The sequence below is a fragment of the Sphaerotilus sp. genome, from assembly GCF_041083715.1.
GTDB lineage: Bacteria > Pseudomonadota > Gammaproteobacteria > Burkholderiales > Burkholderiaceae_C > Sphaerotilus.
On sequence record NZ_JBFPGY010000241.1, the window covers coordinates 1 to 19058 of the forward strand.

The following is a 19058-nucleotide window of genomic DNA, read 5'->3' on the forward strand; positions in this document are numbered from 1 at the left end:
GCCGTCACCACGTTGTCGAAATGCAGTTTCGAAGGCGACTTTCACGGCCCGTCGGCGCACAGGATCCTCGACGCGCAGATTCCACTGCGGCACCATGGTCGGCACCACATCGGAAATGCCGTCGCGCCCGACCACCGCCAGCACGGCTTCGATGTCCCGAATGCGCACGATGACCTTGCCAGCGCGGTACACATCGCTGATATACGGCTGCTGGCCCATGCTCGACGCGACCACGAGCACGGTTTCCGGCTCCAGCAGGGCCATCGCCCGGCCAATCAGCTCATCGCACAGCCGATACCCTTCCGGCACGGCCTCGCCATATTCCCTGCGCTCCTTCGGCGAGGATTTGACCGGGAACACCGCATCGTCCCAGGCGCGCCAGTAGTGGTGCATGAAATGTGCAGCATGGTTGCTGTGCCAGGTGGCGAAATCCGGGCGCTCCTTGCGGTACAACGCTGCGAAGATGTCGAAATTGAGGCGCGGTTGCAGACACACCCGGCGCCAGCGCTGGCCGGACTGCAGCCGCTCGCGCACCAGCTGCGTCGCGACTTGCGCCATGGTGCCCAGGCTCAGGCCCATGCCGATCAATGCAGCAGCCGTTTCGGCATTTTCAGCGAGAGTAGGTGCTCGCGTTGTCTTGTTATGGACCTGGGTGTAGCGCCGGTTCACGGCCTGCACGGGAGCCAGTCGTGGCGGGTGGGTCTCGTTGCCAGGCGCAAACGGCCCCGGCACGACAAATCCATTGACCTGCGGCGGCGGATAGGAGCTGATACTGCCGAACACCCCCACCTTGCGCCCTGCATCGGCGGCATATTGCCAAGTGCGCGGCGCGCTGATGGAATCCGAGGATTGCTCCAGCACGGAAGCCCCGTGCACCGCCGGAGAAACCCCCGTGTGCAGGGTGACCCAGGTGATCCATGGATCCAGCAGCGGCGACCGCTCCACCGCGGACTGGACCGCCCAGGCACCCTCTGCGCGCAGTTTCTCGAAATGGGGCAAAAACGCCTTGCCGCGTTGTTCGATCAGGCGATCCACCACACGCCAGTTGATTTCATTCAATTCCAGCAGAACCACTTTTCTTGAATGCGCCACCACGTCGCCCTCGCACAATCGATCGGGAATCACCGATCCGTACCAACTGCATTGGATGCGCGCACCAGATCAATGAACACTGGCGTTTGTGTCAATACGTTGTGATTTTAGAATCTGGTAGTGGTTGCAGAGGGTTCTGAATTCGAAGGGTCCCTCCTCGCGTGCAGGCCAGCGCCATCAATACCGACAGGTACCAAGTATTTGATGCTGCAAAGATTTTTTCCTGAAGTGAAGATTCCGGCGTCAGCGCAGCCGTGGGGGAATGCCGTCGCATGGTGCAGTTCGCAGCGGTCTGAATCGCCGATATCGCCACCATGCCCCCCCAGGAACAAGGGGCATTTGGGCACAACTTGAGGCCATGTCCATGCAGGACAAGCCACCCATTCGGGAACTTCATGTCCGAAAACGGCACGCCACGGTCCATCCGCTGTCGATAATCAATCCGGTGCTGACCACCGATCCCACCCCGCTCTACGCGGCACTGGTCGCCCGCGACCGCCGCTTCGATGGCCATTTCCTGGTCGGTGTGACCTCGACCGGCATCTACTGCCGCCCGGTCTGCAGCGTGCGCACCCCGAAGGCAGACCACTGCCGCTACTTCCCGCACGCGGCGGCGGCCGAGGCGGGCGGGTTCCGCCCCTGCCTGCGTTGCCGGCCCGAGCTGGCGCCGGGGCTGTCGTCGATCGACGCGCCCTCCCGCCTCGCCTGGGCCGCCGCACGGCGCATCGAAGCCGGAGCACTGGACGAAGCCGGGCTGGCCGGCCTCGCGGCGCAGCTGGGCATCACCGACCGCCACCTGCGCCGCGTGTTCGGTGCAGCCTTCGGGGTCAGCCCGGTCGACTACGCACAGACGCAGCGCCTGCTGCTGGCCAAGCGGCTGCTGGCGGACACCACGCTGCCGGTGACCGACGTGGCGCTGGCCGCCGGCTTCGGCAGCCTGCGGCGCTTCAACACGCTGTTCCGCACCCGCTACGGGCTGACGCCGAGCACGATGCGCCGCGCGTCCGACCAGCCGGCGGCCGATCCGGACAGCAGCGGCCTGCGCTTCGAACTGGCGTTTCGCCCGCCGTTCGACTGGGCGGGTCTGCTCGACTTCCTGGCGGTGCGCGGCGTGCGGGGTGTCGAAGAGGTGATCCCGGCCGACACCGCGTGTGCCGGCCTGTACCGGCGCACCCTGCGCCTGGGCAGTGGCGCCACGGCGCAGACCGGCTGGCTGGCCGTGACGCTGGCGCCGGCCAGCCGCCACGCGGTGGAACTGACGGTGTCCCCGGGCTTGCAGCGGGTGCTGCCAGCCGTGCTCGCCGGGGTCACCCGGCTGTGCGACCTGAGCTGCGATCCGCTGGCCGTTGCGCACAGCCTCGGCCCGCTGGCGGTCGGTGCGCCCGGCCTGCGCGTGCCTGGCGCGATCGACGGGTTCGAAGTCGCGGTGCGCGCCGTGCTGGGACAGCAGATCCGCGTGAAAGCCGCGCACACGCTGGCCGGCCGGCTGGTGGAGGCCTTCGGCGAGGCCAGCCCCACGCCCTTCCCCGCCCTGCACCACCGGTTCCCCACGCCAGGGCGGCTGGCCGAACTCGATCCCGCGGCACTGGCCGCCCTGGGCATCGTGCGCAGCCGGGCCGCGGCGCTGGTGGCGCTGGCGCGGGCGGTCGCGTCCGGCGCACTCGACCTCGGTCCCTGCACCGACCTCGACGCGACACTGGCCCGCCTGCAGGCGCTCCCCGGCATCGGCCCGTGGACCGCGCAGTACATCGCGCTGCGCGCCCTCGGCTGGCCGGACGCCTGGCCGAGCGGCGATGTCGTCTTGCGCAAGGCGCTGGGCGGCGTCACCAGTGCGCAGGCCGATGCGCTCGCGCAAGCCTGGCGGCCGTGGCGCAGCTACGCGACGCTGCACCTCTGGCGCGGTGCTTCGGCTACGGCGGTGGCCGCGAAGACCGCCTGACGCCGGGGCACCAGGCCACCACCTGCGCCACCACCCAGGCCGGATCATCGAGCGGCACGTCGTGTCCCGCACCGGGGTGCACGGCGATCGGCAGTCCCCAGGCGCGCGCCAGGGCCTGCGAACAGGCGGGATGCACCAGCCCGTCCGCCGCACCGCTGAGCAGCAGCAGCGGCACCGGTGGCGCCTCGCGCGGTGCGCGAAAGGCCACCGCTGCCCGCAGCTGCCGCAGCGCATTGGCACGCGACACCGGGTGCGATGCCCGCCAGGCGGTCCAATGCCGCAGCAGCACAGGCGACTCCGGGCGGCAGACCGCGAGCCGGCTGGTCAGGTCGAGGATGCTGCGCTCCCAGCGCCCGGCGGACGTGCCCGGCCACAGACAGGCCAGCAACGGCCCCCAGGCGCGGGGACGCAGCCGCTGCCAGAACGGGCTGAACGGCCGCAGGCTGGTGTTGACCAGCACAGCGGCGGCAATCTCGTCCGGATGCGCCTCGGCCCAGGCCACGGCCACCATCGCGCCCAGCGACATCGCCAGCAGGTGCACCGGCCGCCCGGCCAGACCCCGTGCGGCCACCTGCGCCCGTGCCTGCGCGACCAGGCCGGGCACGTGCGACGCGCTGCGCAGGCCGTGCAACGCGCCGTTGCCCGGCAAGTCGATGCAGACCACGCGGGCCTCGGGTGGCAGGGCCGCAGCGAGCCGATCCGGGAAATCGCCCCAGTGCCGGCGGTCGCGGGTCAGGCCGCGCAGCAGCAACCAGACCGGTGCGTTCATGCCGGTACCTTGGCGCCGTACCAATGCGCCAGCGCCTGGGCACGGTGCACCTCGCGCGCTTCGCCCACCGGCAGCCAGTGCGCATGGCTGCAGACCGCCCGCGTCAGGAAATCGAGCCAGACGATGTGCCGCCGCAGCACCCGTTGCTGGCGGTGCGCGATCAGCGGATTGAAGATGCCGTGGCGCGAGAAGAGCTGGCGCGGGTTCTTCTTGACCCACAGCCACGAGCCCATCTCCAGCGTCAGCGGCAGGAACACCCGCGTGCCGGGCAGCGCCTGTGCGCGCAGGTAGAGGTGGTCCCAGAGATCGCCGTGCGCGAGGTACTGGCGGCTCTGCGGCTCGAAGACATAAGGGTGGTGGAGCTGGCTCTGGTCGAGCAGGTGCTTGAGCGCGTGCAGTTCGGGCAGGTGTTCGATGGGCTGGCGCATGTGGGCATACGGAAACCAGATCCGGTCATGGACGCCGAAGCCCGAATGGCAATCGACCGCCAGGCTGAACGCGCGCCCCAGCAGCTCGGCCTCGACCACCTCGCACAGCGCGCGGCTCTCGGCCTCCATCGGCGCGCCGCGCCGGCCGCGGTACCACGGCAGCGAGGCACTGAGCCGCTGGCCACCGATCAGGAAGGGCACGCGGTCGCTGGCGTCCTGCGGGGCGTTGCGCATCAGGTCGATGCCGGCCGGATTGGCCCGTGTCCCCAGCCACAGCCCCCCCGGATTGACCAGCGGCATGAACACCAGCCGCACCATCTCCAGTTGCTGCTGCAGCACGCGGTCCCAGGACAGGCGCCGCACGAGACTGCGCAGATACGCTATCACCACCTCGGCGCCAATGCGCTCCAGCCCGTGCACCCCACCGAACAGGCCGATCGCCGGCATGGCCGGATCGTCGCTGCCCAGCGTGATCGCATGGACCGGAAAGTGCCGCCCACCCGCCGCGACCTCGCAGACCACCCGCGAGGTCGCCCGTCCCTTGGTGTCGGAGACGAGTTGCTGCAGTTCAAGAAGTTCGGGCAATTCCGATGTCACGTCGCGCACACGGGTCCGATCGGCAAAGCCCAAAAGCATACGCGGCCCGTGTGACAGGCCTGCCGTCACCACCCGGACGCACCGGTGTCACAGAACACCATGATCATCCCGCCATGAACCGCCCCCTCCAACGCTGGATCACCCACCCCGCCCTGGCGCTGGGCAGCACGGTCCTGTGGGGCTGCGTCGAACTCGTCGCCCTGTGGAAATCCCGGAACCAGCGCGCACGACAGCACGACCCATCCTGTTGACAAGTTGGGGATAACCTCGCTTCGCCCCCCGGAACATCGGGTCCGAAACTGGCGAGCTGCCCAAAACAGGCTGTGGATAATCCCTTGGTGGCCGACTGGCCGATACCTCGGGAACTGCACCATGCCGTCAAGCACATTCTGGTCTGAACTGTCAACACCCCTCCAGACCATGGTCCTGGCCTGTTCCGACGCCGGATTGCGCGGTGCGTGGTTCGTCGGACAGCGCCATTTCGACGGCCCGGCACCCGACTGGCGGCGCGATGACCAGCACCCGCTGCTCCAGGAAGCCGCCGCGCAGTTGACCGACTGGTACGCCGGTCTGCGCCACGGCTTCACCCTGCCACTCGACCCGGCCGGTACGCCGTTCCAGCAGTCGGTCTGGGCCGAACTGGCCCGCATCGCGTATGGCGACACCTGCACCTATGGCGAGGTCGCCGCCGCGCTCGGCCGCCCCGCGGCGTCACGGGCCGTCGGTGCCGCGACCGGACGCAACCCGCTGTCGATCATCATCCCGTGCCACCGCCTCATCGGCCGCAACGGCGCACTCACCGGCTACGCGGGCGGTCTGGACCGCAAGCGCACACTGCTGGCTTTCGAAGCCGGAGCCCCTCTTGAAACCACGTGACATCGCCGATCTGGTCCTGCTCGCCGCGCTCTGGGGCGGCTCCTTTCTCTTCATGCGCTACGCCGCGCCCGCCTTCGGCGCCCTGCCGCTGATGTGGCTGCGGGTGGCCATCGCCACCGCCTGCCTGCTGCCACTGCTGGTCTGGCGCGGCCAGGTCGGTGCGCTGCGCGAACGCATCGGCGTGGTGACCGTCATGGGTCTGTTCAACAGCGCGATCCCATTTGTGCTCATCGCCTGGGCAACGTTGTCGATCACGGCAGGATTGGCATCGATCCTGAATGCGACCGTGCCGATCATGACTGCGTTGATCGGCGCCGTCTGGCTGCGCGACCGGCTCGGCATGGGGCGGTTGGCCGGGCTGGTGATCGGCATGGCAGGGGTGGTGCTGCTGGCCGCGGACAAGGCCGATTTCAAGCCGGGCGGCTCCGGCTGGGCGCTGCTGGCGATGGTCGCCGCGACCACCTGCTACGGCTTCGCGGCGAATTTCACCAAGCGCCACCTGACGGGCGTGCCACCGATGGTCAACGCCGCAGGCTCGCAAATCGTCTCGGCCGTCGCACTGGCACCGTTCGCGTTGTGGACCTGGCCGGCGCAGACACCCGCGCCGCTGGCCTGGGGCGCGGCGGTGGCGCTGGGCATCGGCTGCACGGCCATCGCATATGTGCTGTTCTTTCGGCTGATCGAGCGGGTCGGCGCGTCGCGGGCAGTGACGGTGACCTTCCTCGTGCCGATGTTCGGGACGCTGTGGGGCACGCTGTTCCTGGGGGAGGTCGTGACGCTGTCGATGCTGGTCGGAGGAGCGGTCGTGCTGATGGGCACAGGGCTGTCCACTGGGGTCATCCGGGGGTTCGAGCGGAGTTGAATTGCGTTTCAAATTATTACAAATAACCCGCATTAGTCTCCAAAAAAATACAGTGCGGCCAGTTTGGTCGATCAGCAATCAAATCTCCATCTTTCATTGCTGATCGTTCGTTCATCCCCCAGAAAATCTGTGGATGAACGACCGCCTGACGATACTGCTCCAGCACTTTCCGCTGAACACCGGCCCGATCCGTCCGACACCGCTGTCGGCGCCGGTCACCCCTGACACCGATCGCCCCGATCAAGCGGGCTGGCTGCACCTGCTGCTGCGCGGGCCGGTGCAGCTCGAGCCACACCAGCCCTTGCTGCAACCCGCGCTGGTCTGGCTGCCAGGTTCCACCACCCCGCATACGCTGCGCGCGCTGAGCGACGACGGCGCCACGCTCCTCAGCGCGCCGGTGCGCTTCGGCGATCCGGCGCTGAACCCGCTGATCGGCGCGCTGCCGCCGCTGCTGGTGGTGCCGCAGCGCGAAATGCCACACCCGATGGCCGCCGCCTGGGCGCTGCTGGTCAGCGAGCACGAGACCTCCGCGTGTGCGCATGGCGACGTGCTGGCGCGGCTGGCCGAGGTGCTGCTGCTGCAGACGCTGCGCCGGGCGGTCGATGCGGCGCGCGGACAGGTCGGCCTGCTCGGCGCGCTGTCGGATGCGCAGCTGCAACGCGTGCTGGACGCCATCCACGCCCGGCCAGGCGAGCCGTGGACGCTGCAGACGCTGGCGGTCGATGCCGGCTGGTCGCGCACGATGCTGGCGACACGGTTTCGGGCAGCGGTCGGGGTGCCGCCAGGGGATTACCTGACCGACTGGCGGCTGCGCGTGGCGCGGATGCGGCTGGCGCAAGGGTGGGCGGTGAAGGACGTGGCCGGGGCGGTGGGCTACACGTCAGCCGCAGCGCTGACCCGCGCGTTCAGCCACCGGCTCGGATGTCCGCCTACACAGTGGCACTCGGCCGCGCCTGGATCCGATCCCGCCACCCCTGCAAGTGCATCAGCCCTGCATCACCCGGCCGGAAGCGCATCAGCCCGCGCGCGAACTCGATCGCACAGAACGCCGTGATGTCCGCGATGGTGAAACGGTCGCCCGCCCAGTATGGGCGCGACGCCAGCTCCGCATCGAACACCCGCAGCAGATCCGGCAGCCTGGCCCCTTGCGATTGCCCGAACTCCGGAAACTGCGGCTGCTCCAGCGGTGCGAGACCGGGATGCACATGGCGGATCCAGTTCGCGATCGGCAGCAGCACGTAGAACTCGGCACGCCGGTCGTGCATCTCGATGAAGGCCCGCTCGTCGGCATCGACGCCCATCAGGTTCGGCTCGGGATACTGTCCTTCCAGCCACGTGCAGATGGCGCGGGTCTCGCCCAGGAAACGGCCATCGTCCAGCTCCAGCACAGGCACGCGCGACAGCGGGTTCTTCGCAAGGAATTCGGGCGAGCGGTGCTCCTGCAGGTTGATCGCCACCGGGACCGTCTCGATCGACACGCCCTTCTCGGCGAGGAACATCTGGACACGGCGCGGGTTCGGGGCACGGGGGGCGATGTGCAGTTTCACGTGGAACACTCCGGTGACAAGGAAGGAAGACCTCCCGGAGCATGGCGGATCTTCAGCCGGGCCGCGTCAGGTCTTCCATGTAGCCGAGCCAGCGCAATGCCTGCTCGCGGCTGTCGCCGCACATGTCTTCGCTCGGTTTCAGCCCGCTGCAGACAGCAGGACGCTCGGGCAGGCCGAAGATCTTGCAGCGCAGTTCCTCGTCCAGCTGGATGCAGGGCACACCCGCCGGCTTGCCATTCGGCATGCCGGGAATCGGGCTGGAGATCGAGGGCGCAATACAGCAGGCGGCGCAGCGGGGACGGCATTCCATGGTGGGCCGATCGTGCCACACTGGCCGACTCCCAGATCTGCCGCGGCCCGCCCGCTGTTCCACGTGAAACACCCCCAATACAACCCCGCCCTCGACAACCCGCCGCTGACCGAAGCGGAGATGGACGAACTCGACCAGCTGCTGCTGTCGGCCGCGTCGGACGAGTCGGTCATGGACATGGAAAGCCTCGACGGCTACCTCACCGCCCTGCTGCTGACGCCAACGCTGCCCGACGCCGACGTCTGGGTGCCCGGCCTGTGGAACAGCGACGACCCCGAAAGCTCGCCTTTCGCCAGCGGCAAGCAGACCAAGCATGTCGTGCAGCTCGCGCTGCGCCACCTCGCCTCGATCGACCGCCAGCTGAAGGAAGACCCGGACACGCTGGAGCCGCTGTTCGGCATCGCCGAGATTCCCGGCAGCGATGACGCCTCGGACGTGGTGGTGGACGCGGAGCTGTGGTGCATCGGCTTCCTGCACGCCGCCGCGCTGACGCCGGACCACTGGAACGCGATGTTCGACGATCCGGAACTGGCGGACCAACTCGCCCCGATCATCCTGCTGGGCGGCGATCCAGACAGCATGACGCCGGAGCAGGTGGAGATGATCGCCTCGTCCGAAGCCCGCGATGCGCTGAGCCGCATGGTGCCGGAAGCGGTCTCTGCGCTGTACGCACGCGCCATCGCCGCACGAAACTAAAATCGGGGTTTGTCCGCGCGCCCCGTGCGGACACCCTGTCCTCACTCGGAGCGCCCGATGCTCTACCCCCAGACATTTGACGTCATCGTCGTCGGCGGCGGCCACGCCGGCACCGAAGCCGCGCTCGCCGCGGCCCGCATGGGCAGCCGCACGCTGCTGCTCACCCACAACATCGAAACGCTCGGCCAGATGAGCTGCAACCCGTCGATCGGTGGGATCGGCAAGGGCCACCTGGTCAAGGAGATCGATGCGCTCGGCGGCGCGATGGCGGCAGCGACGGACGAGTCGGGCATCCAGTTCCGCATCCTGAATTCGAGCAAGGGTCCGGCCGTGCGTGCCACGCGGGCGCAGGCCGACCGCATCCTCTACAAGGCCGCGATCCGCCACCGCCTGGAGAACCAGCCAAATCTGTGGATCTTCCAGCAGGCGGTGGACGACCTGATGGTCGAAGGCGACCGCGTGGTCGGTGCCGTGACCCAGATCGGCATTCGCTTCCGCGCACCGACGGTGGTGCTGACCGCGGGCACCTTCCTCGACGGCAAGGTCCACGTCGGCCTGAACAACTACCCGGCCGGCCGCGCGGGCGACCCGCCGGCGGTGAGCCTGTCGGCGCGGCTGAAGGAGCTGAAGCTGCCGCAGGCGCGCCTGAAGACCGGCACGCCACCGCGCATCGACGGCCGCTCGATCGACTTCTCGAAGTGCGTCGAACAGCCCGGCGACCTCGACCCGGTGCCCGTGTTCAGCTTCATGGGCCACGCCGGGCAGCACCCGCGCCAGGTGCCCTGCTGGATCACGCACACCAACCAGCAGACCCACGACATCCTGCGCACCGGCTTCGACCGCAGCCCCATGTTCACGGGCGTGATCGAGGGCGTCGGGCCGCGCTACTGCCCGTCGATCGAGGACAAGATCAACCGCTTCGCCGACAAGGACTCGCACCAGATCTTCCTCGAACCCGAGGGACTGACGACGCACGAGTTCTACCCGAACGGCATCTCGACCTCCCTGCCCTTCGACATCCAGCTCGCCGCCGTGCGCACGATGGCGGGGCTGGAGAACGCCTACATCCTGCGCCCGGGCTACGCGATCGAGTACGACTACTTCGACCCGCGCGAGCTGAAGAGCACGTTCGAGTCGAAGGCGATCGGCGGTCTGTTCTTCGCCGGCCAGATCAACGGCACGACCGGCTACGAAGAAGCGGCCGCGCAGGGCCTCTATGCGGGCGCCAACGCCGCCTTGCAGGTCCAGGGCAAGGACGCGCTCACCTTCGGCCGCGACCAGGCCTATCTGGGCGTGCTGGTCGACGACCTCATCACCAAGGGCGTGACCGAGCCCTACCGCATGTTCACCAGCCGCGCCGAGTTCCGCCTGCAACTACGCGAAGACAACGCCGACCTGCGCCTGACCGAACTCGGCCGCCATGTCGGGCTGGTGGACGATGCGCGCTGGGACGCCTTCAACCGCAAGCGGGACGCTGTTTCACGTGAGACACAGCGCCTGAAGAGCACCTGGGTGCGCCCCGCCACGCTGCCTGCAGCGGACGGTGAGCGCCTGCTCGGCAAGGCGATCGAGCACGAATACAACCTCACCGACCTGCTGCGCCGCCCCGGCATCACCTTCGACACGCTGGCCGAGGTGATGGCCATCGCCGCACCGGACACCGTGGTTTCACGTGGAACACTGCAGGCCGAACTCGGCGAGACGCTGGCCGATGCGGTGGTCGAGCAGCTCGAAATCGCCACCAAGTACGCCGGCTACATCGACAAGCAGAACGACGAGGTGCAGCGCGCCAGCGCCTACGAGCACCTGAAGCTGCCGAAGGATCTGGACTATGCGCAGGTCACCGCGCTGTCGATCGAGGTGCGCCAGAAGCTCACGCGCCACCAGCCGGAAACGCTGGGACAGGCCTCGCGCATCTCGGGTGTGACACCGGCGGCGATCTCGCTGCTGCTGGTGCATCTGAAGAAACACCGGATGCAGGGGTTCGCGCATGCGGCATGACCTCATCGCCGGGGCCGCGGCACTCGGCTGCCCGCTGAACGATGCAGAAGCCGATCGGCTGCTTGGTTACCTTGACCTGCTGCAACGCTGGAACAAGGTCTACAACCTGACCGCGCTGCGCGACCCGGCGCAGATGCTGACGCACCACCTGCTCGACAGCCTGGCGGTGATCGCGCCGATGCGCAGGCACACGGGCGGCGCAGCGGTATCGGTGATGGACGTGGGCAGCGGCGGCGGGCTGCCGGGTGTCGTCATCGCCACCACCCAGCCGAACGCCACCGTCACCTGCGTGGACACGGTGCAGAAGAAGGTGACGTTCGTGCGCCAGGTGGCGGCTGAGCTGCGCCTGCCCAACCTGCACACCCGCCACACCCGCGTCGAGGCGATCACCGACACGCAGTGGCCGCTGATCACCGCCCGCGCCTTCGCCTCGCTGCCGGACATCGTGACGCTGACGCGCCCGCTGCTCGCACCGGGCGGCGTGTGGATGGCGATGAAGGGCCAGCACCCGGCCGACGAGATCGCGGCGCTGCCCTCGGACATCGAGGTGTTCCACGTGGAACCTCTGCAGGTGCCGAGCCTGAACGCCGAACGCTGCATCGTCTGGATGAGGCCCCGCTGATGTACGGCATCGCGGACTACGGTGCGTTCTGTGCCGCCATCGTCGTGTTCCTGGCCCTGCCGGGACCAGGCACCTTCGCGCTGCTCGGCGCGACCTCCAAGGGCGGTTTCCGAGGCGGGGCGGCAGCGACGCTCGGGCTGATCGTCGGCGACCAGATCCTGCTGTGGCTGGCAGTGGCCGGCGTGGCGGCCCTGCTGAACGCCCATCCGGCGTGGTTCGACGTCGTGCGCTGGGCAGGTGCCGCCTACCTCGGCTGGATCGGCCTGAAGCTGGTCATCGCGCGCGACGGCGAATCAGCCAGTCCGGTGCAGATCGCCCCGCGCCACTACGCCCGACAGGCGCTGCTCATCACCGTGCTGAACCCGAAGGCGATCGTGTTCTACATGGCCTTCTTCCCCTTCTTCATCGACCCGGCGACGCACCGTGGCATCCCCACCTTCGTGGCGATGGCGGTGACCATCGCGGTCATCACCGCCGTGTGGTGCCTGACGCTGTGCGCATTCGCCGAGGCCATCGCCGCCAAGGTGCGCGCGCACCGGCGGGTCGGCATGGCGCTTCAGCGTTTCGCAGGGCTGTGCATGATCGGATTCGGTCTGCGCCTGATACGCTCCTGACCATCCCTTCGACACGACCCACGGCCCGAGCGCCCGCATCCCACATGGCCAAGATCTTCTGCATCGCCAACCAGAAAGGCGGCGTCGGCAAGACGACCACCACCGTCAACCTGGCCGCCGGACTGGCAGGCATCCAGCAGCGCGTGCTGCTGATCGACCTCGATCCGCAAGGCAATGCGACCATGGGTTCCGGCATCGACAAGCGGGCGCTGGCGCTGACGGTCTACGACGTGCTGCTCGGCTCGGCCGGGGTCCGCGAAGCGCGGCAGCAGGTCGCCAAGGTCGGCTACGACGTGCTCGGGGCCAACCGCGAGCTGGCCGGCGCCGAGGTAGAGCTGGTCAACCTGGAGCACCGCGACCGCCGTCTCAAGGCCGCGCTGGCCGACGTGCAGGACGACTACGACTTCATCCTGATCGACTGCCCGCCGTCCCTGAGCCTGCTCACGCTCAACGGCCTGACCTGCGCCCACGGCGTGATCGTGCCGATGCAGTGCGAGTACTTCGCGCTCGAAGGGCTGTCGGACCTGGTCAACTCGATCAAGCAGGTCCACGCGAACATGAACCGCGACCTGGGCATCATCGGCCTGCTGCGGGTGATGTTCGATCCGCGCATCACGCTGCAGCAGCAGGTCAGCGAGCAGCTGCAGGCGCACTTCGGTGACAAGGTCTTCCAGACCATCATCCCGCGCAACGTGCGGCTGGCCGAGGCGCCGAGCTATGGCCTGCCCGGCGTGGTGTTCGACCCGTCCGCCAAGGGCTCGCTCGCCTTCATCGCCTTCGCGCAGGAGCTGGTGGAGCGGGTCGGCGTGAAGATCCCCAGGACGAAGCCGACCCGCAAGAAGGCCGCCACCAAGGCAGCGCCGGTCGGTCAGGCCGCCGCGAAACGCCAGACGCCATCGGCCTGACGCACACGACGCAGGTCGCCGTCCAGCCACAGCGCGTGCAGGTGGGCGATGGCCTCCCCCATCGCGAAGGTGAGCTGGTGCAGGTCCAGCTCGCGCTTGAACAGCACCGGCAGGATGTCGAACGCCGAATGCGGCCGCACCGCGCAGGCCGCCATCACGTCGGCGAGCCGGTCCGTGTGGTGGTCCTGCAGCTGGGTGATGCGCGGGTGCAGGCCGCGGAAGGGTTTGCCGTGCGACGGCAGCACCAGCGTGTGGGCCGGCAGCCGGCGCATGCGCTCGATCGACGCCAGGTACAGCGGCAGCGGATCGGCCTCCGGTTCGATGTCGATGACGCTGATGTTGGTCGAGATGCGCGGCAGCACCATGTCGCCAGAGATCAGCACCCCGAGCGCTTCGCAGTGCAGGCTGATGTGCTCCGGCGCGTGGCCGTGGCCGGCGTGGCAGGTCCAGACGTGGCCACCCATCGCCAGGCGCTGGCCTTCCATCATCCGGCGGAACTGGCGCGGCACGTCGGGCACCATGCCGGCGTAGTAGTTGCCACGCTGGCGCACCTTGTCGAGCGCGGCCGGGTCGGTCACGCCATGGCTGCCGAAGAAGGCCGCCGCCGCCTCGCCGCCGAAGCCGGTAGTCGAGAGCGACGCCATGCGCGCCGCGTTCCAGTCCGTCAGACTGATCCACAGCCGGCAGGGCTGCTCGGGCGTGCTCCAGCGCTCGGTGAGCCAGTGCGCCAGGCCGATGTGGTCCGGGTGCATGTGGGTGACGAGGACCCGCAGCACGGGCAGGCCGTCGAGTTCCTCGGCGAAGATGCGCTCCCACGCCGCGCGGGTGGCGTCGTTGGCAATGCCGCAATCGACGATGGTCCAGCCCTGGCGCCCGTCGAGTTCGTCGCGCACCAGCCAGAGATTGATGTGGTCCAGCGCGAAGGGCAGCCCCATGCGCAGCCAGCGGACGCCCGGTGCGATCTCCAGCGTGTGGCCGCTCGCGGGCAGCGTGTCGCCTTGCACATAGGTGAGTTCGTGTTCCTGAGGGTTCGCCATGGGGGCTCCGGGGTCTGGACTGGGTAGACTGACGTTCGTTTCAGTGATTAACGTTTACGTCAACGGCAGTGTATCCATGACCACCCTCGACCGCTCGACCCCGGACGCCCGCGATGTCTCCCTGGTGACCTACACCATCACCGAGCTGGCGCAGGAGTTCGACATCACGCCACGCGCGATCCGCTTCTACGAGGACATGGGCCTGCTCACCCCCGCCCGCGACGGACGCAACCGCGTCTACACCGTGCGTGACCGCACCCGGCTCAAGCTCACGTTGCGCGGCAAGCGCCTCGGCCTGAGCCTGCAGGAGATCAAGCAGCTCGTGGACATGTACGAGTCGCCCTCCGACACGGCGCAGCAGCTCAACGCCTTCCTGGCCATCCTGCAGACCCACCGCGACCAGCTCGAACAGCAGCTCGAAGACATCCGGATCACGCTGGCCGAGATCCAGCAGCACGAGGAGCGGGCGCTGGGCCTGCTCGCCGAGGCGGGACAAACCCGGATGCCCCCACGCTGATCATGCCGCTATGATTGACGTTTACGTAAACGTCAATCAACGCACCATGCAGCCTTTTCCCGTCCCCGACTTCCAGCCGGCCGACCCGGACTACGCGGCCCGCGTGCGCGAGTCGTTCGCCCGGCAGGCCGCCATGGCGCTGATCGGCGCCGAGCTGGTCGAGGTGGCACCTGGCCGCATCGCGATGACCCTGGCACACAGCGAACGCGTGACGCAGCAGCACGGCTTCATCCATGCCGGCATCGTCTCCACCGCGCTCGACTCGGCTTGCGGCTATGCAGCTGCCACGCTGATGCCGGCGGAGGCAGGGGTGCTGACGATCGAGTTCAAGGTCAACCTGCTGGCCCCGGCACGCGGGCCACTGCTGCGCATCGAAGGCCGGGTGACCAAGGCCGGGCGCACCATCAGCGTCGCCGATGGGCAGGCGTGGCAGCCCCATCCCACCCGATCCGGCGAAGACCAGCTCGTCGCCACGGTCACGGCCACGCTGATGACCGTCACCGGCCGCGACAACGTGCGCCACTGAAACCCGTTTGTCAGCCGTGGCCTCGGCCGCTACGCAACAATCCCGTCCATGAGCACCGAACTGAACGAGCTTTTCGAAAGCAACCGCCGCTGGGCTGCCGAGGTCGAACAACGCGAGCCTGGTTTCTTCTCCCGTCTGCTCAAGCAGCAGACACCACAATACCTGTGGATCGGCTGCGCCGACAGCCGCGTCCCGGCCAACGAGCTGGTCGATCTGCTGCCGGGCGACCTCTTCGTGCACCGCAACATCGCCAACGTGGTCGTACCGAGCGACCTCAACGCGCTGTCGGTGATCCAGTACGCGGTGGACGCGCTGCGCGTGCGGCACATCATCGTGGTAGGCCACTCCAACTGCGGCGGCGTCAAGGCGGCGCTGAACAACCTGCGCGTGGGCCTGGCCGACAACTGGCTGCGCCACATCCAGGATGTGCGCAACACGCACCGCGCCTTCCTCGACCACGTGCCGGCCGAGCGGCGCGTCGATGCGCTGGTCGAGCTGAACGTGCTGGAACAGGCGCGCAACGTCTGCCGCACCACCATCGTCGAGGACGCCTGGCAGCGGGGACAGGAGGTCGTCATCCACGGCTGGGTCTACGGGCTGCACAACGGCCTGCTCGAAGACCTGCGCATGACGGTGGCGGGCATCGACGACATCGAACCAGCCCACGCCCGCGCCGTGGAGGCGGTGCAGCAGCGCTACCTCGGCGACCAAGCCAGCGACTGAGCGGAAGCACGGCGCGATGTTCCCGCAGCAGCTCAACGACACCCGGGCCTTCGACATCGCCCGTGCGCTCATCGAGGGCTTCAACCGGCACTACCGCCTCTTCCGCGAGGCCAGCGCCCAGGCCAAGGACCGCTTCGAGCGCGCCGACTGGCACGGTCAGCAGCGCGCCCAGCGCGAGCGCATCGAGTTCTACGACCTGCGGGTGCGCGAAGCCGCCGAGCGGCTGCAGACCGAATTCCAGGCCGGCTCGCTCGGCATGGACGTGTGGCAGCAGGTCAAGCTGCACTACATCGGCCTGCTGACCAACCACCACCAGCCCGAACTCGCCGAGACCTTCTTCAACTCGGTGACCACCAAGATCCTGCACCGGGACTACTTCCACAACGACTTCATCTTCGTGCGCCCGGCGGCCTCCACCGAGTACATCGAGAACGACGAGCCCGCCGCCAAACCGACCTTCCGCGCCTGGTATCCGACCCGCGAGACGCTGCGCGACACGCTGGCGGCGATCGTGCGCAGCTTCGACCTGCAAGGGGCCTGGGAGGGCTTCGAGCGCGACCTGGACGACGTGCACGCCGCCGCGGACGCCGCCATCGGCCGGGACCGGCTGCGCACCAATTTCCAGCTCCAGGTGCTGTCCTCGCTGTTCTTCCGCAACAAGGGCGCCTACGTCATCGGCAAGATCGTCAACGGCCACGTCGAGACGCCGTTCGCGCTGCCGATCCTGCACAGCGCCGCAGCAGGCGGCCTGTGCATCGACGCGGCCCTGTTCGGCGAGGACGACCTGCAGCGGCTGTTCAGCTTCGTGCGGGCGTACTTCCTGGTCGAGATGGAGATCCCCTCGGCCTACGTGCAGTTCCTGCGCTCGCTGATGCCGCGCAAGCCGCGCAGCGAGATCTACAACGCGCTCGGCCTGCAGAAGCAGGGCAAGACGCTGTTCTTCCGCGACTTCCAGTTCCACCTGCGCCACTCGACCGACCGGTTCCGCATCGCACCCGGCATCAAGGGCATGGTGATGCTGGTGTTCGACCTGCCGAGCTACCCCTTCGTCTTCAAGCTCATCAAGGATTTCTACCCGCCGCAGAAGGACACCAGCCGCGCGCTGATCAAGAGCAAGTACCTGCTGGTCAAGCAGCACGACCGCGTCGGGCGCATGGCCGACACGCTGGAGTTCAGCAACGTCGCCTTTCCGCGGGCGCGTTTCACCGACGCGCTGATCGCCGAGATCGAGAAGTTCGCGCCCAGCCTGCTGGAGATCTCCGACCGCGACGGCGACGGCCACGAGGAGGTCATCCTCAAGCACGTCTACATCGAGCGCCGGATGATCCCGCTGAACATCTATCTGCAGGACGCCACGCCCGCGCAGCTCGAACACGCCGTCATCGAGTACGGCAACGCGATCAAGGACCTGGTGGCGGCCAACATCTTCCCCGGCGACATGCTGTGGAAGAACTTCGGCGTGATGCGGCACAACAAGGTGGTCTTCTACGACTACGACGAGATCGAGTACGTCACCGACTGCCACTTCCGCCGCGTGCCCGAGCCGCGCAACGAGGAAGAGGAGATGAGCGGCGAGGTCTGGTACACGGTGCGCCCCGGGGATGTGTTCCCCGAGACCTTCGGGCCGTTCCTGCTGGGCAATCCGGCGGTGCGCCGCGTGTTCCTGCAGCACCACGCCGACCTGCTCGACGCCACGTTCTGGCAAGGCCACCAGGCGCGCATCCGCGCCGGCCATGTCCACGATGTCTTCCCCTACGAGCAGGACAAGCGTTTTTCTCACCACCGACCCCGAACACAACAGGAGCACTCTCCATGACCGACCCCATCGTCATCGTCTCGGCCGCGCGCACGCCCATCGGCGGCCTGCTCGGCGACTTCGCATCGCTTGCCGCCTGGGAACTGGGTGGCGTGGCCATCCGCGCCGCCGTCGAGCGCGCAGGCCTCACCGGCGACGCGGTGAACGAGGTGCTCATGGGCAACTGCCTGATGGCCGGGCAGGGCCAGGCGCCAGCGCGCCAGGCGGTGCTGGCCGCGGGGTTGCCGCAGTCGGCCGGCGCGGTGACGCTGAGCAAGATGTGCGGCTCGGGCATGCGCGCCATGATGTTCGGCCACGACATGCTCCAGGCCGAGAGCGCCGACGTGGTGGTGGCCGGTGGCATGGAAAGCATGACCAACGCGCCGCACCTGATGTTCGCGCGCAAGGGCGTGAAGTACGGCGCCACGCAGATGTTCGACCACATGGCGATCGACGGCCTGGAAGACGCCTACGAGCGCGGCAAGGCCATGGGCGTGTTCGCCGAGCAGTGCGTCGAGCAGTACGGCTTCACCCGCGAGGCGCAGGACGCCTTCGCCATCGCCTCCACCACCCGCGCCAAGGCCGCCAACGAAAACGGCAGCTTCGACTGGGAAATGGCCCCCGTGACCGTCAAGGGCCGCGGCGGCGACACCGTGATCCGGTACGACGAGCAGCCCTTCAAGGCCAAGCTCGACAAGATCGCCAGCCTCAAGCCAGCGTTCAAGAAGGACGGCACCATCACCGCCGCCAACGCCAGCAGCATCTCGGACGGCGCCTCGGCGCTGGTGCTGATGCGCGCCTCGACCGCAGCGGCCCGTGGCCTGACGCCCGTGGCCCGCATCGCCAGCCATGCCGTGCATGCGCAGGCGCCCGCGTGGTTCTCCACTGCCCCGGCCGGCGCGATCGAGAAGGCGCTGAAGAAGGCCGGCTGGCAGGCCGGCGAGGTCGATCTGTGGGAGGTCAACGAAGCCTTCGCCGCGGTGACGATGGCCGCGATGGCCGAGTTCAGGCTGCCGCACGAGATCGTCAACGTGCACGGCGGCGCCTGCGCGCTGGGCCACCCGATCGGCGCCTCGGGCGCGCGGATCGTGGTGACGCTGCTGGGCGCGCTGAAGCAGCGCGGGCTGAAGAAGGGCGTAGCCGCGCTGTGCATCGGTGGCGGGGAAGCGACGGCGCTGGCCGTCGAGATGCTGTGAGCACCA

The 19058-nt window shown here is 68.3% G+C and carries 20 protein-coding genes and 1 pseudogene; 15 read left to right on the forward strand and 6 right to left on the reverse strand.

Translation table 11 applies throughout. From position 1 onward, the window contains the following. A partial coding sequence (locus AB3X43_RS10545) for an alkaline phosphatase family protein (RefSeq protein ID WP_369429802.1) occupies positions 1-1125 on the reverse strand: 1125 nt, incomplete at its 3' end. A 412-nt stretch (positions 1126-1537) separates the two neighbouring features. On the opposite strand from AB3X43_RS10545, the gene alkA reads away from it, so the two are divergent. Beyond that, complete coding sequence (alkA, locus tag AB3X43_RS10550; protein ID WP_369429803.1) at positions 1538-3031, forward strand: DNA-3-methyladenine glycosylase 2; 1494 nt, start codon at positions 1538-1540, stop codon at positions 3029-3031. On the opposite strand, the gene AB3X43_RS10555 is transcribed toward alkA, so the two are convergent. Together AB3X43_RS10555 and AB3X43_RS10560 are read right to left on the reverse strand one after the other, a co-directional pair. Next, positions 3003-3800, reverse strand: coding sequence for an alpha/beta fold hydrolase (locus AB3X43_RS10555; RefSeq protein ID WP_369429804.1), 798 nt, complete (start codon positions 3798-3800; stop codon positions 3003-3005). The genes alkA and AB3X43_RS10555 overlap by 29 nt on opposite strands. Beyond that, positions 3797-4864, reverse strand: a complete 1068-nt coding sequence (locus AB3X43_RS10560; protein WP_473965109.1) for a M14 family zinc carboxypeptidase — start codon at positions 4862-4864, stop codon at positions 3797-3799. The genes AB3X43_RS10555 and AB3X43_RS10560 overlap by 4 nt, the downstream gene beginning before the upstream one ends. Before the next feature lie 74 nt (positions 4865-4938). Between AB3X43_RS10560 and AB3X43_RS10565 the strand changes: the two genes are divergently transcribed. The 4 genes and pseudogenes from AB3X43_RS10565 to AB3X43_RS10580 form a co-directional block, all read left to right on the forward strand. After that, a complete protein-coding gene (locus AB3X43_RS10565) occupies positions 4939-5076 on the forward strand; it encodes a hypothetical protein (RefSeq protein ID WP_369429806.1) in 138 nt (45 codons plus the stop codon). 169 nt (positions 5077-5245) lie between these two features. Further along, positions 5246-5701, forward strand: a complete 456-nt coding sequence (locus AB3X43_RS10570) for a methylated-DNA--[protein]-cysteine S-methyltransferase (RefSeq protein ID WP_369429807.1) — start codon at positions 5246-5248, stop codon at positions 5699-5701. Continuing rightward, a complete protein-coding gene (locus tag AB3X43_RS10575; protein ID WP_369429808.1) occupies positions 5688-6563 on the forward strand; it encodes a DMT family transporter in 876 nt (291 codons plus the stop codon). The genes AB3X43_RS10570 and AB3X43_RS10575 overlap by 14 nt, the downstream gene beginning before the upstream one ends. Positions 6564-6696: 133 nt before the next feature. Beyond that, positions 6697-7443: pseudogene (locus AB3X43_RS10580) on the forward strand (cupin domain-containing protein); the annotation flags it as partial. Between the two features lie 49 nt (positions 7444-7492). Here the strand turns inward: AB3X43_RS10580 and AB3X43_RS10585 are convergent. Beyond that, entirely contained in the window at positions 7493-8110 is a 618-nt protein-coding gene (locus AB3X43_RS10585) for a glutathione S-transferase family protein (protein ID WP_369429809.1), read from the reverse strand. A gap of 52 nt (positions 8111-8162) precedes the next feature. Beyond that, positions 8163-8420, reverse strand: a complete 258-nt coding sequence (locus tag AB3X43_RS10590; RefSeq protein ID WP_369429810.1) for a YkgJ family cysteine cluster protein — start codon at positions 8418-8420, stop codon at positions 8163-8165. Between the two features lie 63 nt (positions 8421-8483). Between AB3X43_RS10590 and AB3X43_RS10595 the strand changes: the two genes are divergently transcribed. The 5 genes from AB3X43_RS10595 to AB3X43_RS10615 are packed head-to-tail and all read left to right on the forward strand — an operon-like array spanning position 8484 to position 13258. Further along, positions 8484-9116 carry a UPF0149 family protein gene (locus AB3X43_RS10595; protein ID WP_369429811.1) on the forward strand — a complete coding sequence of 211 codons (633 nt, stop codon included), beginning with the start codon at positions 8484-8486 and terminating at the stop codon, positions 9114-9116. Between the two features lie 57 nt (positions 9117-9173). Continuing rightward, positions 9174-11117: a tRNA uridine-5-carboxymethylaminomethyl(34) synthesis enzyme MnmG gene (mnmG, locus tag AB3X43_RS10600; RefSeq protein ID WP_369429812.1), complete on the forward strand. Its 1944-nt coding sequence runs from the start codon at positions 9174-9176 to the stop codon at positions 11115-11117. Then, positions 11107-11739, forward strand: coding sequence for a 16S rRNA (guanine(527)-N(7))-methyltransferase RsmG (rsmG, locus tag AB3X43_RS10605; protein WP_369429813.1), 633 nt, complete (start codon positions 11107-11109; stop codon positions 11737-11739). The genes mnmG and rsmG overlap by 11 nt, the downstream gene beginning before the upstream one ends. Further along, positions 11739-12353, forward strand: coding sequence for a LysE family transporter (locus AB3X43_RS10610; RefSeq protein ID WP_369429814.1), 615 nt, complete (start codon positions 11739-11741; stop codon positions 12351-12353). Before rsmG ends, AB3X43_RS10610 begins: the two co-directional genes overlap by 1 nt. A gap of 44 nt (positions 12354-12397) precedes the next feature. After that, a complete protein-coding gene (locus tag AB3X43_RS10615; protein ID WP_369429815.1) occupies positions 12398-13258 on the forward strand; it encodes a ParA family protein in 861 nt (286 codons plus the stop codon). Here AB3X43_RS10615 and AB3X43_RS10620 read toward each other — a convergent pair. Next, positions 13222-14295, reverse strand: a complete 1074-nt coding sequence (locus tag AB3X43_RS10620) for an MBL fold metallo-hydrolase (protein ID WP_369429816.1) — start codon at positions 14293-14295, stop codon at positions 13222-13224. The genes AB3X43_RS10615 and AB3X43_RS10620 overlap by 37 nt on opposite strands. A gap of 76 nt (positions 14296-14371) precedes the next feature. Between AB3X43_RS10620 and AB3X43_RS10625 the strand changes: the two genes are divergently transcribed. From AB3X43_RS10625 to AB3X43_RS10645, 5 genes are read left to right on the forward strand one after another with little or no spacing between them, the layout of a single operon-like run. Then, positions 14372-14812, forward strand: coding sequence for a MerR family transcriptional regulator (locus tag AB3X43_RS10625; protein WP_369429817.1), 441 nt, complete (start codon positions 14372-14374; stop codon positions 14810-14812). Between the two features lie 46 nt (positions 14813-14858). Next, a complete protein-coding gene (locus AB3X43_RS10630; protein ID WP_369429818.1) occupies positions 14859-15338 on the forward strand; it encodes a PaaI family thioesterase in 480 nt (159 codons plus the stop codon). A 48-nt stretch (positions 15339-15386) separates the two neighbouring features. Continuing rightward, on the forward strand, positions 15387-16061 hold the full coding sequence (gene can, locus AB3X43_RS10635) for a carbonate dehydratase (RefSeq protein WP_369429819.1): 675 nt from the start codon (positions 15387-15389) through the stop codon (positions 16059-16061). Between the two features lie 16 nt (positions 16062-16077). Beyond that, a complete protein-coding gene (aceK, locus tag AB3X43_RS10640; protein ID WP_369429820.1) occupies positions 16078-17877 on the forward strand; it encodes a bifunctional isocitrate dehydrogenase kinase/phosphatase in 1800 nt (599 codons plus the stop codon). After that, a complete protein-coding gene (locus AB3X43_RS10645; RefSeq protein WP_369429821.1) occupies positions 17874-19052 on the forward strand; it encodes an acetyl-CoA C-acyltransferase in 1179 nt (392 codons plus the stop codon). The genes aceK and AB3X43_RS10645 overlap by 4 nt, the downstream gene beginning before the upstream one ends. Positions 19053-19058 lie beyond the last annotated feature (6 nt).

Excerpts from the sequence above, each read along its gene's own strand:
- mnmG (WP_369429812.1), top strand. The coding sequence starts at position 9,174 with ATGCTCTACCCCCAGACATTTGACGTCATCGTCGTCGGCGGCGGCCAC.
- rsmG (WP_369429813.1), top strand. The coding sequence starts at position 11,107 with ATGCGGCATGACCTCATCGCCGGGGCCGCGGCACTCGGCTGCCCGCTG.
- AB3X43_RS10615 (WP_369429815.1), top strand. The coding sequence starts at position 12,398 with ATGGCCAAGATCTTCTGCATCGCCAACCAGAAAGGCGGCGTCGGCAAG.
- AB3X43_RS10610 (WP_369429814.1), top strand. The coding sequence starts at position 11,739 with ATGTACGGCATCGCGGACTACGGTGCGTTCTGTGCCGCCATCGTCGTG.
- AB3X43_RS10620 (WP_369429816.1), bottom strand. The coding sequence starts at position 14,295 with ATGGCGAACCCTCAGGAACACGAACTCACCTATGTGCAAGGCGACACG.
- AB3X43_RS10570 (WP_369429807.1), top strand. The coding sequence starts at position 5,246 with ATGGTCCTGGCCTGTTCCGACGCCGGATTGCGCGGTGCGTGGTTCGTC.
- can (WP_369429819.1), top strand. The coding sequence starts at position 15,387 with ATGAGCACCGAACTGAACGAGCTTTTCGAAAGCAACCGCCGCTGGGCT.
- AB3X43_RS10565 (WP_369429806.1), top strand. The coding sequence starts at position 4,939 with ATGAACCGCCCCCTCCAACGCTGGATCACCCACCCCGCCCTGGCGCTG.
- AB3X43_RS10625 (WP_369429817.1), top strand. The coding sequence starts at position 14,372 with ATGACCACCCTCGACCGCTCGACCCCGGACGCCCGCGATGTCTCCCTG.
- aceK (WP_369429820.1), top strand. The coding sequence starts at position 16,078 with ATGTTCCCGCAGCAGCTCAACGACACCCGGGCCTTCGACATCGCCCGT.
- AB3X43_RS10630 (WP_369429818.1), top strand. The coding sequence starts at position 14,859 with ATGCAGCCTTTTCCCGTCCCCGACTTCCAGCCGGCCGACCCGGACTAC.
- AB3X43_RS10645 (WP_369429821.1), top strand. The coding sequence starts at position 17,874 with ATGACCGACCCCATCGTCATCGTCTCGGCCGCGCGCACGCCCATCGGC.
- AB3X43_RS10560 (WP_473965109.1), bottom strand. The coding sequence starts at position 4,864 with ATGCTTTTGGGCTTTGCCGATCGGACCCGTGTGCGCGACGTGACATCG.
- AB3X43_RS10590 (WP_369429810.1), bottom strand. The coding sequence starts at position 8,420 with ATGGAATGCCGTCCCCGCTGCGCCGCCTGCTGTATTGCGCCCTCGATC.
- AB3X43_RS10555 (WP_369429804.1), bottom strand. The coding sequence starts at position 3,800 with ATGAACGCACCGGTCTGGTTGCTGCTGCGCGGCCTGACCCGCGACCGC.